Origin of the sequence: Huijunlia imazamoxiresistens, assembly GCF_037132455.1 — a bacterium.
GTDB lineage: Bacteria > Bacteroidota > Bacteroidia > Chitinophagales > Chitinophagaceae > Flavisolibacter > Flavisolibacter imazamoxiresistens.
The window spans coordinates 14,752-28,142 of sequence record NZ_JBBBEI010000031.1 but is presented as its reverse complement, the minus strand read 5'-3'; the positions used below and the strand labels follow the sequence as shown (position 1 = coordinate 28,142).

Annotated in this window: 10 protein-coding genes and 4 tRNA genes; 5 read left to right on the top strand and 9 right to left on the bottom strand. The window is 56.4% G+C overall.

Features of this window, described 5'->3' with window-relative positions:
- Window position 1: 1 nt before the first annotated feature.
- Entirely contained in the window at window positions 2-1,084 is a 1,083-nt protein-coding gene (locus V9K67_RS23535) for a redoxin domain-containing protein (RefSeq protein WP_336726909.1), read from the top strand.
- A 203-nt stretch (window positions 1,085-1,287) separates the two neighbouring features.
- On the opposite strand, the gene V9K67_RS23530 is transcribed toward V9K67_RS23535, so the two are convergent.
- The 6 genes from V9K67_RS23530 to V9K67_RS23505 all read right to left on the bottom strand — a co-directional run bounded on the left by V9K67_RS23530 (window position 1,288) and on the right by V9K67_RS23505 (window position 3,519).
- A tRNA-Val gene (locus tag V9K67_RS23530) sits at window positions 1,288-1,362 on the bottom strand.
- A gap of 48 nt (window positions 1,363-1,410) precedes the next feature.
- Window positions 1,411-1,485 (bottom strand) — tRNA-Val (locus V9K67_RS23525).
- A 48-nt stretch (window positions 1,486-1,533) separates the two neighbouring features.
- Window positions 1,534-1,608: transfer RNA gene (locus tag V9K67_RS23520), tRNA-Val, on the bottom strand.
- A gap of 43 nt (window positions 1,609-1,651) precedes the next feature.
- Window positions 1,652-1,726, bottom strand: a tRNA-Val gene (locus V9K67_RS23515).
- 136 nt (window positions 1,727-1,862) lie between these two features.
- On the bottom strand, window positions 1,863-3,137 hold the full coding sequence (mtaB, locus tag V9K67_RS23510; RefSeq protein WP_336726908.1) for a tRNA (N(6)-L-threonylcarbamoyladenosine(37)-C(2))-methylthiotransferase MtaB: 1,275 nt from the start codon (window positions 3,135-3,137) through the stop codon (window positions 1,863-1,865).
- Between the two features lie 76 nt (window positions 3,138-3,213).
- The gene (locus V9K67_RS23505) at window positions 3,214-3,519 is read right to left on the bottom strand and encodes an ATP-dependent Clp protease adaptor ClpS (protein WP_336726906.1); all 306 of its coding nucleotides are present in this window, start codon (window positions 3,517-3,519) and stop codon (window positions 3,214-3,216) included.
- Between the two features lie 229 nt (window positions 3,520-3,748).
- On the opposite strand from V9K67_RS23505, the gene V9K67_RS23500 reads away from it, so the two are divergent.
- From V9K67_RS23500 to V9K67_RS23485, 4 genes are all read left to right on the top strand, one after another.
- On the top strand, window positions 3,749-6,088 hold the full coding sequence (locus tag V9K67_RS23500; protein WP_336726904.1) for a PAS domain S-box protein: 2,340 nt from the start codon (window positions 3,749-3,751) through the stop codon (window positions 6,086-6,088).
- A 12-nt stretch (window positions 6,089-6,100) separates the two neighbouring features.
- Complete coding sequence (locus V9K67_RS23495; protein WP_336726902.1) at window positions 6,101-6,748, top strand: response regulator; 648 nt, start codon at window positions 6,101-6,103, stop codon at window positions 6,746-6,748.
- Between the two features lie 239 nt (window positions 6,749-6,987).
- Complete coding sequence (locus tag V9K67_RS23490) at window positions 6,988-9,627, top strand: valine--tRNA ligase (protein WP_336726901.1); 2,640 nt, start codon at window positions 6,988-6,990, stop codon at window positions 9,625-9,627.
- Window positions 9,628-9,739: 112 nt separating this feature from the next.
- On the top strand, window positions 9,740-10,210 hold the full coding sequence (locus V9K67_RS23485; RefSeq protein WP_336726899.1) for a YkgJ family cysteine cluster protein: 471 nt from the start codon (window positions 9,740-9,742) through the stop codon (window positions 10,208-10,210).
- Window positions 10,211-10,213: 3 nt separating this feature from the next.
- Here the strand turns inward: V9K67_RS23485 and V9K67_RS23480 are convergent, their stop codons facing one another.
- From V9K67_RS23480 to V9K67_RS23470, 3 genes are all read right to left on the bottom strand, one after another.
- Window positions 10,214-11,488 (bottom strand): MFS transporter, encoded by a 1,275-nt coding sequence (locus V9K67_RS23480; RefSeq protein ID WP_336726898.1) that lies wholly within the window; start codon window positions 11,486-11,488, stop codon window positions 10,214-10,216.
- A gap of 77 nt (window positions 11,489-11,565) precedes the next feature.
- Window positions 11,566-12,453 (bottom strand): 3-hydroxyacyl-CoA dehydrogenase family protein, encoded by an 888-nt coding sequence (locus V9K67_RS23475; protein WP_336726896.1) that lies wholly within the window; start codon window positions 12,451-12,453, stop codon window positions 11,566-11,568.
- Between the two features lie 93 nt (window positions 12,454-12,546).
- Window positions 12,547-13,320, bottom strand: coding sequence for a sulfite exporter TauE/SafE family protein (locus tag V9K67_RS23470; protein WP_336726895.1), 774 nt, complete (start codon window positions 13,318-13,320; stop codon window positions 12,547-12,549).
- Window positions 13,321-13,391 lie beyond the last annotated feature (71 nt).

Genomic DNA, 13,391 nt, shown 5'->3' with positions numbered 1-13,391 from the left:
TATGAGAAAACTCCTTTTTGCCTTCCTGCTGTTTCCCACGTTTGTGTTTGCCCAGAGCCAGGGCTTTACCCTGACCGGCTCCATCACCGGCCTGCCTGAGGGCACCGAGGTGAAGGTGACCAATGCCAATGACAACGCCGTGCTGGAGAAATCCAAGGTGGCGGGCGGCAAGTTCGTCGTGAAAGGTTCCATTCCCGAGCCCGGCCTGTACTTCCTGGTACTGGGCAAGGAGCAGCCCCAATACATTTACCTGGAGAACAGCACCATCAGCGTCAGCGGTTCGACTAAGGCCCTTCCCAGCCTGCAGGTGACCGGCAGCAAGTCGCACCAGGACTTCGATGAATTCCGTAAGGTATTTAATCCCCTGGTGGGCAAGATGAACGCGGTGGCCGGCCAGATCAATGAGAGCCCCGACGAAGTGCAGCGGGCCTCCCTGATGGGGCAATACGGCACGATCCGTCAACAGGTGAAGGAGGAAGTAGCCAAGTTCGTTACCGCCAAAAAGGAGTCCTATGTGTCGCCTTTCCTGCTGTACGTGACGGCCCAGCTACTTGACGATCCCCTGCAGGTAGAGCAGTTTTACCTTTCCCTTTCGGAAAGTGTCCGCAATACGGCCATCGGCAAAAACCTGGCGGAGTTCATTGCCTACAACAAGGTCGGCGCCGTAGGTACCGATGCGCTGGATTTTACCCAGAACGACCCGGCGGGTCAGCCGGTTTCGCTGGCTTCCTTCCGCGGCAAGTACGTGCTGGTGGATTTCTGGGCCTCCTGGTGCAAGCCCTGCCGCATGGAGAACCCCAACGTGGTAAAAACCTTTCAGAAGTTCAACGCTAAAAACTTTACCGTCCTGGGCGTATCCCTGGACCGCGATAAGGAACCCTGGCTGAAGGCCATTAAGGACGATAGCCTGGCCTGGACGCAGGTGAGCGACCTGCAGTTCTGGAACAACAGCGCCGCCCAACTGTACCATGTACAGGGCATCCCGCAGAACTTCCTGGTCGACCCCAAGGGCAAGATCATTGCCCGCAACCTCCGCGGTGAAGAGCTCGAAGCCAAGCTGTGCGAAGTGCTGGGATGTAACTAAGGCAGGTTTTGCGCAAAATATTGGAAAAGCATTCAATGAAAGTTGGGTGCTTTTTTTTATGGGGCGTAAAACCTCTCCCCCGGTTTCGCCTCTGGCGAAACCGGGGGAGAGGTTTTACGCCAGCCGGAACAGGAAGACGGTTGGAGAAGAAGTTTGGGATAATATAAAATAAAAAAGCCCCAGTTTTCACTGAGGCTACGAAGTGGGAGCACACGGGATCGAACCGCGGACCCTCTGCTTGTAAGGCAGATGCTCTAAACCAGCTGAGCTATGCTCCCAAAATAAATTATCTAAGAACTAAAGAACTTCTGTAAAAGAAGTAGAAGTGGGAGCACACGGGATCGAACCGCGGACCCTCTGCTTGTAAGGCAGATGCTCTAAACCAGCTGAGCTATGCTCCCAAAATAAATTATCTAAGAACTAAAGAACTTCTGTAAAAGAAGTAGAAGTGGGAGCACACGGGATCGAACCGCGGACCCTCTGCTTGTAAGGCAGATGCTCTAAACCAGCTGAGCTATGCTCCCAATAAGAAATAAAGAACGAATTGTAATCTCTAAAGAGATTTTGTGGGAGCACACGGGATCGAACCGCGGACCCTCTGCTTGTAAGGCAGATGCTCTAAACCAGCTGAGCTATGCTCCCAATATCTTTTGAAACTTTGTAAAGAACTTTTTGTTTTCCCTTTCCGGCGGCTTTTTTTCGTGACCGTTGTTCCGTTTTGGGAGTGCAAATATAGGGGCGTTTTTATTGCTGCAAACTTTTTCTCAAAAAATATTTTTTAAATCTTCCAGTCCACGATCTGGTTCGCCCATTCCTCCTTGAACGGAGCCGTGATGCGGATATAATTATCGCTATAACCTTCCATCATGCCGTTCTTGACATGGCTTTCAAACAGCACCTTGCGCGTCTGTCCCACGTGCTGCTCGGTAAAGTGCTGCATCTTCATGTAGCTGAGGTTCCGCAGGATCTTGTTCCGCTCATGACGAACGTTTACCGGCACGACAGGCGTTATCTCCAGGGCCTTGGTAGCATCCCTTTCCGAATAGGTGAATACGTGCAGGTAGGAAACGTCCAGGGAATGCAGGAAGTCGAACGTCTCCTGGAAGTGCTCCTCGCTTTCGGAGGGAAAACCTACGATCACATCCACGCCGATGGCGCAATGCGGCATCAGCTCCTTGATGGCCGCCACCCGTTCGGCATACAGCTCACGCTTGTAGCGACGGCGCATGCGGGCCAGGATCTCGTTGCTGCCGCTTTGCAGCGGAATATGAAAATGGGGCATGAACTTTTTGCTCTGCGCCACAAAACTGATGATCTCCGGCGTCAGCAGGTTCGGCTCGATAGAGGAAATACGGTAGCGCTCGATGCCTTCCACCGCCTCCAGGGCCACCACCAGGTCGTAAAACGATTCCTCGCTCTTTTTGGCGCCGTCCGGACCCTTTCCAAAATCGCCCAGGTTCACGCCGGTCAGCACAATTTCTTTGACACCGCTCCGGGCCAGGCGTTCGGCATGCCCCAGCACATTGGCGATACTGTCGCTGCGGCTCTTGCCCCGCGCCATGGGAATGGTGCAGAACGAGCAGGTATAGTCGCAACCGTCCTGTACCTTTAGAAAGGTGCGGGTGCGGTCGTTGATGGAGTAGGAGGCATGGAAGCCCGACACTTCTTCGATATCGCAACTGCTGATGCGGGCGGAGTCGCCCTTGGTCAGCTCCTTGAGGTGTTGCGCCAGGTTGAACTTTTCGGCAGCGCCCAGCACCAGGTCCACACCGGGAATGCCGGCGATCTCTTTGGGCTTCAGCTGGGCATAGCAGCCGGTGATCACCACCATGCTTTGGGGTGTCTTGCGCAGGATGCGCCGCACCAGCTGGCGGCATTCCTTGTCGGCATTGTCGGTAACCGAGCAGGTGTTGATGACATACACGTCGGCCTCGTCCTCGAATTCCTTCTTCACAAAGCCCTCCGCTTCCAGTGTGCGGGACAGCATGGAGGTTTCCGAAAAATTGAGCTTGCACCCCAGTGTATGAAACGCTACGGAACGTTGTTTTTCCATAAGGGCGCAAAGGTAAATCTTGTGGGGCGAAAAAGGCGGGCCGGCAACGGATTTAACGAAATGGGGACAGGAGGGATCAGGCGATCACCGCTTCCACGGTGGCGCCAATGCCGCGGTCGGTGATCTCGTCGCACAGGGGCTTCAGGTCGTCGTAGGAGCCCTCTTTTACCGCGTATTTGCCTTTGAAGTGGATGATATAGGCGCATTGTTCCGCCTGCTCGTGGGAATGGTGGCACACTTCCATCAGGGTTTCGATCACCCATTCGAAGGTGTTGACGTCGTCGTTCCACACAATTAACTGGAAGGGCTCCTCGGCGTCTACCAGCAGCTCTTCCACGATCTGGGGAGTGGTTTCGGTTTTATGGTTTCCTGCCCGTTGCATAGCGACAAAGATAATCACTTCGCGCCATCTCCTGAAGGCAGGAGGGGCCGGCATACCGGCCGCCCCCGGAGCAGCCGGTTTTTTAGCTTAGGTGGTGCAGGGGGAAACCCGTAAAGGGCATAAGAAAACAATGTATTATATATAACTAAATGCAAAAAAGGAGCTTGATTTCACTGCTGCTTTTTGGAAGCAACCTATCTTTAAGTTATTAAATTCCTATTTCCTGTCCATGTCTGTACCCGGTTTATCCAATTCTTCTGAAAAACACCTGCACCCCGTCTTCCCCCCCGGCAAGGCAAGGATGCTGGACTATTGCGCCGCCGCGGTTATTTTCTGGAATCACCACGGCGAACTGCTCTGGGGCAACAAAGCTGCTGCCGACCTCTTTGGCTATGCCCGGGAAGACCTGTCCCACCAGCACTTTGCCGACCTTTTCCCCTCGGCCGATACCCACTATATTCCCTTTCTGGCACAGGAAAACAACCACAGCAACGCCGATCTTACCCTCAGCGCCCGCACCCGTCACGGCCTCATCTTCTGCACCCTGCAACCGGTGCCCTTCGAGGAAGACAATATGGAGGGCACCTGCACCACCATCATCCCGCTTCCCGCCCGCGAACGGGAACTGCTGCCCCTGAACGAGCAGCCTTCCCGGGAAGTGCTGGAACACCCCCTACCGGGTAGCTGGGAACACCTGCCCGGCCAGGAAATGTATTACTCCCCCATGGTGGGGCTCCATACCGAGATCGCCCGGCGCCGCAAGGTCGAGGAAACCTATAAGAACCTCTTTTATTACAACCCGCTTCCCATGTGGACCTTCGACCGGGATACCCTGGCCATCAGCGAGGTCAACGATGCCGCCACCTTCCATTTCGGCTATACCCGCGCCGAATTCGCGGAAATGACGATCCTGGACTTTCTCCCCTCCGAGGACCGGCAGGAGGTGCAGGAGATGGTGCAGCAAAACAAGGAAAAGGACCGGGTGGATTATGAAAACCTCCGCCTGAAAAAGAAAAACGGGGAAACCATCTATGTGCACCTGACGCGGTATTGCTTTCCCGTCGGCAATAAGGATTATGGCCTGGTGCTGGTGCAGGACGTTACCGCCAATGTGCTGGCGGCGGAAGAGCTTCGCCGTTCGCACGAACAATATTTTCGCTTATTCCGCGAATACCCGGCGCTTTCCTGGATCATCGACCACGAGTCGCTTCAATTCCTCGACGTCAACGAGGCCGTGGTCCGGCATTACGGCTACAGCCGCGAGGAGTTCCTACAAATGACGCTGCCCCAGGTGTGCCGGCCGCAGAGTGAGGGAACCATCCTTGCCACCGCCGGGCAGGAATACGGGGAAGAGGTTTATTGTTTCCCTAGCCTGCAGCACCGGAAAAAGAACGGGGACTACATTACCGTGGAGCTCCGTGGCCGCCTGCTGGACTATAACGGGCGGAAAGCCCGCCTGGTGGTGCTCAAGGACATTACCGAAAAGGTACAGGCCGAGCAGGACCTGCACGCCAGCAACCGCCGTTTTCACCTGGTATCGCAGGCTACCTCCGACATGATCTGGGAATGGAACGTGGCCGCCGGCACCTTTGCCCGCAGCACCGAAGGCCTGCGGCGCGTCTATGGCGTAGCCGACGGCACCGGCATCCGCAAGATGACGGCCTGGATGAAACGTATCCACCCCGAAGACCGTCCTGCCGTCCGCAAGGCCCTGAAAAAAGTAGTGCAGGCCGCCTCCGCCGGCACCTTTGAAGTGGAATACCGCTTCTGCAAGGACGACGGCACCTACGCCTTCGTGTACGACCGCGGCATCGCCGTTCAGGACGAAGAGGGAAAGGCTGTAAGCGTCACCGGGGCCGCCCAGGATATTACCGACCGCAAGAAGCTGGAACAACAGTTGCTGCAGAAGGAACTGGACAAGCAAAAGCAGATCAGCCAAGCCTCCATCGACATCCAGGAGCGCGAACGCCGGGAGATCGGCAACGACCTCCACGACAACGTCAACCAGATGCTGACCACCATCAAGCTCTACCTCGACATTGCACTCAGCGACGAGGCACTGCGCGAAGAGCTGGTCCGCAAAGCCACCAGCACCCTGTTGCGGGTGATCAACGAGATCCGGCACCTGTCGCGTTCCTTGATGGACCCCAGCATCCGCGACCTGGGCCTGCAGGACGCACTGGAAGACTATGTGCTCGGCATCAATAACAACCGCGAACTCCAGCTAACGATGCGTTCAGAACCGCATATCGAACAACTGCTGGATGAAGATCAGAAGCTGATGGTTTTCCGCGTCGTGCAGGAAGCGATCAACAATACGCTGAAGCATGCCGACGCCACTGCCGCCCATATCGATATCCGTGAAAACAAGGGCCTTATCACCCTCACCATTATCGACGACGGGCAGGGTTTTGCCAATCAGGCATCCGGCAGGGGAGGAGGGCTGAAAAATATTGAAAATAGGGTATATTTGGCCGCCGGGAACCTGGCAATCCAGTCGTCTCCGGGCCATGGCTGTAAACTGAGTATTAACTTTCCTGTTCATATTAAAAATAATTCCGACCTTTAACTCCGATTGACTATGGAAAAGATAACGATACTGATAACCGATGATCATACGCTTGTACGTGAAACCTGGAGTTTTATTCTGAATACGGATCCGCGTTTTACCGTGGTAGCGGAAAGTGGCAGCGGTGAAGAAGCCGTGGAGCTTGCCAAGAAATTGCGTCCCAACATCGTGATCATGGACATTAACCTGCCGGGCATGAATGGCATTGAAGCCACTCAGCTTATCCGCAAGTTTTCGCCCGCCTCCAAGATCCTGGGCGTATCGCTGCATACCCAGCCGACCTATGCCCGCAAGATGATGCAGAAGGGCGCCATGGGCTATGTGACCAAAAACTCTTCCCGCGAAGAAATGTTCAAGGCGATCCTGGAGATCAACAGCGGCCGCAAGTATGTATGCGACGAGATCAAGAACATCCTGTCCGAGCAGGTGATCAGCGGCGGCGACGACAACCAGACGGGCCTGAACTCCCTGTCGCAGCGCGAAATTGAAACCATCGGCTACATCAAGAAAGGATTCTCCTCCAAAGAGATCGCCGATGCCCTGAACATCTCGGTCAAGACCGTAGAGGTGCACCGCTACAACATCCTCAAAAAGCTGAACCTCAAAAACGCGGCGGCCCTCGTCAACTTTATCAACAACAGCCAGCTGGACCTGGATTAACACCTCACCCCCGGCCCCTCTCCATCTGGAGAGGGGTGCCCAAACCACAGTTTTATCCTACTGGCGGGGACAATAATATTTCATCATTTAAAGAGCCTTTTCCTTTACAGGAAAGGCTTTTTTTCTTCCCTGCCAGTAAGAAAAGCTACTAATTTGGGCACCCCTCTCCAGATGGAGAGGGGCCGGGGGTGAGGTTTGCCATTAGAATCCTAATTTTGCACTCCAATTTTAAAAACAGCATGAGTACGCTTTCAAAGAACTTTGAGCCCCAACAGGTGGAGGAAAAATGGTACCAGCACTGGCTGGAGAAAAAATACTTCAACAGTAAACCCGACGACCGGAAGCCGTTTACCGTCGTCATTCCCCCGCCCAACGTCACCGGCGTGCTGCACATGGGCCATACGCTGAACGAAACCGTACAGGACATCCTGGTGCGTAAAGCCCGCATGAGCGGCTTCAACGCCTGCTGGGTTCCCGGCAGCGACCATGCTTCCATCGCCACCGAAGCCAAGGTGGTTCAGCTGCTGGAAAAAGAAAAAGGCATCAAAAAACAAAACCTTTCCCGCGAAGAGTTTTTAAAGCATGCCTTCGAGTGGAAAGAAAAATACGGCGGCATCATCTACCACCAGATCAAAAAGCTGGGCTGCAGTGTGGACTGGGACCGGGTGAACTTCACCATGGACGACCACTACTACCAGGCCGTCATCAAGGTGTTTATCGACCTCTACAACAAAGGCCTGATCTACCGCGGCGCCCGCATGATCAACTGGGACCCCCAGGCCAAGACCGCCCTCAGCGACGAGGAAGTGGAATACCGCGACGTGCAGGGTAAGCTCTACTACGTAAAATATAAAGTGGCCGGCGAACCCCAAGACGTGCGCCACCAGGCCACCGACTACATCGTCATCGCCACCCAGCGCCCCGAGACCATCATGGGCGATACCGCCATCTGCGTCAACCCCAACGATGAACGCTACAGCTTCCTGAAAGGGAAACGGGTGATCGTGCCCCTGGTAAACCGCGAAGTGCCCGTGATCTTCGACGAGTACGTGGATCCCGCCTTCGGTACCGGCGCCCTGAAAGTGACCCCGGCGCACGACATCAACGACTACAACCTGGGCCTGAAGCACAACCTGCCCGCCATCGATACCCTGAACGAAGACGGCACCCTGAGTGCGGCCGCCGAAGTGTTCGTAGGCCTCGACCGCTTTGTGGCCCGTAAAAAGGCCGTGGAGCAACTGGCCCACGAAGGCCTGCTGGTGAAGGAAGAGGAGTACGGCACCCGCCTGGGCTTCTCGCAGCGCACCAGCGCCGTGGTGGAACCCCGCATTTCCACCCAGTGGTTCGTAAAAATGCGCCACCTGGCCGACGAGGCCCTGGAAGCCGTTGTTGGCGGCAACGTGCAGATCCACCCCGAAGAACGCTTCCTCGCCACTTATAAATACTGGCTCGAGAACGTGAAGGACTGGTGCATCAGCCGCCAGCTGTGGTGGGGCCAGCGCATTCCCGCCTTTTACGACGACAAGGGCACCGTGTACGTGGCCGAAACCGCCGAAGAAGCGGCCAAGCTGGCCGGTACCGACGCCGCCTCCCTGCGCCAGGACGAGGACGTGCTCGATACCTGGTTCTCCTCCTGGCTGTGGCCGATGGAGGTGTTCCACGGCATCACCCAACCGGGTAACCCCGATATCAACTATTACTATCCTACCAACGTGCTGGTAACCGGCCAGGACATCATCTTCTTCTGGGTGGCCCGCATGATCATGGCCGGCATGGAATATAAGCAGGAAAAGCCCTTCGAGCACGTGTACTTTACCGGCATGGTACGCGACAAGCAGGGCCGCAAGATGAGCAAGAGCCTCGGTAACTCCCCCGACCTGCTCGAGCTGATCGAGCGCTTCGGCGCCGATGCCGTACGCTTCGGCATCATGATCGCCGCCCCCGCCGGCACCGACCTGCTGTTCGACGACAGCAGCTGCGAGCAGGGCAAGTTCTTTAACAACAAGCTGTGGAACGCCCTGAAGCTGGTAAAAATGTGGGAAGAGCGCCAGGCGCCGGCCACCGACGGCCAGGCCCCGCAATTTGCCGTGCAATGGTTCCAGGGCCGCCTCAACGAGGTGAAGGCGCAGGTGGAAGAGCTGTACAGCCAGTTCCGCCTGAGCGAAGCCCTCAAAATCATTTACTCCCTGATCTGGGACGACTTCTGCAGCTGGTACCTCGAATGGATGAAGCCGGCCCAGGAAGCCTCCATCAGCACACAGGACTACGAGCAGACCCTGAACTTCTTTGAAGAGCTGATGCAGCTGCTGCATCCCTTCATGCCGTTCGTGACCGAAGAGATCTACCACCAGCTCCGCCAGCGGGCCGAAGGCGATGACCTCTGCATGCGCCAGTTCGACCTGTCGGGCAGCGCTCCTAAAGAAGTGCTGCTGCAGGGCCAGCTCCTGAAAGAGGTGATCTCGGCCGTTCGGGATACCCGCAACAAGAACAGCATCAAGCCCAGGGAAGCCGTGAAGCTGTCCATCGAAACCGCCGAGCAGGCCCTGTTTGCCGGCGTGGAAGGTATTTTGCGCAAGCAGGTAAATGCCGACGAGGTGAGCTACGTGAGCGAGGCGGTACCCGAAAGCCTGACCGTAGTGGTGGGTACCAATAAGCTGTACGTGCAAACCGAAAAACCCCTGGACACGGCCGCCCAGAAAGAGCAACTGCTCAAGGACCTGGCTTACCAGCAGGGCTTTTTACAGTCGGTGGAGAAAAAGCTCGGCAACGAACGCTTTGTGCAGAACGCCAAACCCGAAGTGGTAGAGCTGGAGCGCAAGAAAAAGGCCGATGCCGAACAGAAGATCAAAGCGATCGAAGAAAGTCTGGCAGGTCTTTAAAGTTTACGAGTGTACAAGTTTACGCGATTACAAGTTCCCTGGAACCTTGTAATCTTTCTTTAAAAATAAAACAGACGCCTTCCGTTTTAGCGGAAGGCGTTTTCTTTGCAAAATGCCTCAAGCGCCGACCATAGCCGGAAAGGAGCACCAGAAGCAGTTCAAGCAGTTTCTTCAGCGGGCCGATAAGAACAAGGTGCTGAAGCAGTTGCCCCGCCTGCACGACGAAGCGGTGGAGCAAACCGACTGCCTGCAGTGTGCTGCCTGTTGTAAGAATTATTCCCCCCGCTTCAAGACGCCCGACGTCAAGCGGATCAGCAAACACCTGCGGATGCGGGAAAGCGACTTCATCGATACCTACCTGCGGGTGGACGAGGACGGCGATTTCGTGGTGAAATCCTCGCCCTGTCCCTTCCTGGGCGCCGACAATTACTGTTCGGTTTACGAGGTGCGGCCCTCCGATTGTGCCCGCTTCCCTTATACCGACGAGGACGTGCTGATCAAACGGCAAAGCCTTACTTTAAAGAATGCCTCTTTCTGCCCCATCGTGTTCCATGTGCTGGACCGGCTGGTTCAAAATAAATAAACGCTAGTATTCAAACTTTCTCAGTCCCGGGGCTTTGAACCAGGCGATGATCACGACCAGCAGGGTCATGGAACCGCCGAAGACCACGGCCGGGACGGTACCCATCAGGCGGGCGGTAAAGCCGCTTTCGAACTGGCCCAGCTCGTTGCTGGAGTTGACGAACATCGAGTTGACGGCGCTCACCCGGCCCCGCATCGTATCGGGCGTGGTCATCTGGAACACGTTGCCCCGGACGATGACGCTGATGCCGTCGAGCATGCCGGCAATGACCAGGGAGGCAAACGACATCCAGTAAATGTCCGAAAGCCCGAAGGCGATGATGCACAGGCCGAAACCGCCCACCGCGTACATCAGGATGGTGCCCTGCTTTCGTTTCAGCGGGTTCAGCGTGAGGGTAATGATCATCAGCACCGCGCCGATATCCACGGCGGCATTCAGCCAGCCGAAGCCGATGGGGCCCACCCTCAGGATGCGTTCCGCGAACTCGGGGATCAGGGCCACGGCCCCGCCGAACAGCACCGCGAACAGGTCGAGCGAAATGGCGCCCAGCATCACCTTGTGTGTAAAAACATAGTTCAGTCCTTCCTTCATGCTTTCCCACACCCGCATGTTGGTTTTCGCTGCCAGGATCGGCTTTTTGCCGATGCGCGACAGGAAAAGCGACGCCAGCAGCACATAGACCAGGATAATGTAAAAGGTGCCGTGCACCCCGAACCAGGCAATGAAAAAGCCGGCGGTGGCATGCCCGGCAATGGAAGCGCCCAGCCAGGTGGAGGAGCTGATGTTGGAGGCATAGTGCAGCACCGGCCGCGGCACCAGTTGCGCCAGGATGGCATTGGTGGCCGGCCCGGCAAAAGCCCTGATGATGCCCGTGAGGAAGATGATCCCGTAAATGCACATCTCTATACCTGTTACCGACAACCGCTGAGCGGTAAAGGACGATGTGACCAGGATCAGCCCTAGCACACACAGGCTGTAGGACAGCATGCCCTTGAGCAGCAGGGTGCGCTTGTCGGACTGGTCAATAATGTGCCCCGCATACAGGGCCAGGCAAAAGACCGGCACAAACTCCGACAGGCCCACCAGGCCGATGGAAAAGGAGCTTTTGGTCAGCTGGAACAGCTTGTACGCAATCACGGTCGACACCATGCGCAGGGCCATGATGTAAAAAAAGCGGGCGACGATGTACGTGCGGAATTCGGGCTCTTTCAAAGGGGCGAGGGAGGGATTGTTGCGCAGAATCCCCTTCTTCTCTAACCGATGCTCTTCTTGATTCATGTGCAAGTTTACGAGTTTACGAGTATACGAGTTCCTGACGGGCGCCAGCAACTCGTAAACCCGTAAACTTGTAAACCTTACCGGAACCTCCCACTCACCACCAGTTCCTTGCTTCCCGGTGTATAGGTATAAAAGCCTTCGCCCGACTTGACGCCCAGTTTGCCGGCGGCGACCATATTGACCAGCAGGGGGCAGGGGGCGTATTTGGGCTGGCCAAAGCCCTGGTGCAGCACCTGCAGGATGCTCAGGCACACATCCAGGCCGATAAAGTCGGCCAGCTGCAGGGGGCCCATGGGGTGGGCCATGCCCAGCTTCATGATGGTATCGATCTCCTCCACGCCCGCCACGCCCTCGTACAGGCTGCAGACGGCTTCGTTGATCAGGGGCATCAATATGCGGTTGGCCACGAAGCCCGGGTAGTCGTTGACCACGCAGGGCACCTTGTCCAGCAGGCGGCTGAGAGCCACCACTTCGGCGGTCACTGCCGGCGCTGTGGCGTAACCGTTGATCACTTCCACCAGCTTCATCACCGGCACGGGGTTCATGAAGTGCATCCCGATCACTTGCTGCGGACGGGAGGTGGCGGCAGCAATGCGGGTGATGGAAATGGAGGAGGTGTTGGTGGCCAGGATGCAGGAGGGAGGCGCCTGTTCGTCGAGCTCTTTGAAGATGCGCCCTTTCAGCTCGCTGTTTTCGGTGGCGGCTTCCACTACTAGGTCGGCATCCTGTATGCCGGCGGCCAGGGAGGTGTGCTGCGCAATGTTTTGCAGGGCGGCTTCCCTGGTTTCGGCGCTGATGGCGCCCTTCGCCAGTTGGCGGTCGAGGTTTTTGGCAATGGTTTCCAGCGCCCTGGTCAGCTGGGCGGGGGAAACGTCCACCAGCGAAACGGAATAGCCGTACTGGGCAAACAGGTGCGCAATGCCGTTACCCATCGTGCCGGCGCCGATAACTGCAACTTTTTTCATACGAACAAGTTAAGAAGTTCCTGAGTTTCTGAGTTCCTAAGTTCTTTGGAGGAACATGCATTTATCCATCCAAACAACTCAGGAACTCAGAAACTATTTCAGGAACACATCATACAAAAACCGCAACAGCGTTCCGGTGACCACGATCAGGAAGAAGGTGCGGATGAGGCGGTTGCCCTTGGCCAGGGCCAGGCGGGCACCGGCGGCGCCGCCAAGGGCGTTGCAGGCTGCCATGGGCAGGGCGATCTCCCAGAGGATGCTGCCATGGGCCAGGAAAAGGGTGATGGAACCCAGGTTGGTGGCCAGGTTAACCAGCTTGGCATGGGCGGAGGATTGCAGGAAGTCGAACCCGAGCAGGGTGACGAAGGCCAGTAGCAGGAAGGAGCCTGTACCCGGGCCGATAAAGCCGTCGTAAAGGCCCAGCACCAGGCTGATCAGCACTGCATACAGCAGCTCCCGCCGGGGCGAGTGGTCCTTGGCCTCGTGCTGTCCGAAATCCTTTTTGCGAAAAGTATAGATGGCCACGGCGGTGAGCACCACCAGCAGCAGGGGTTTCATAAAGCTGTTGCTCACTCTGGTCAGGAGGTACGAGCCGGTAAAGGAGGTGAAAAAGGCGACGGTGCAAAGCAGGGTGGCCAGCTTCCACCGGATGGGCACCCGGCGCAGGTACTGGAGGGCGGCGAGGCTGGTACCGCTGAAGGCCGGGATCTTCAGCGACCCGATCACGGTTACTACCGGGTGCGCCGGCAACAACACCAGGGCCGCCGGCGTCTGGATCAGGCCGCCCCCGCCCACAATGGCATCGACAAAACCGGCACAAAAAGCCACCACGCAAAGCAGCACCAACTGCACGATATCTATAGCCATAAAAACCGCGAAGCTATTTCTTTATCTCTTTTCGCTCATTGGCTTGCAGGCAAAAAAAAAGTGCATTCTTG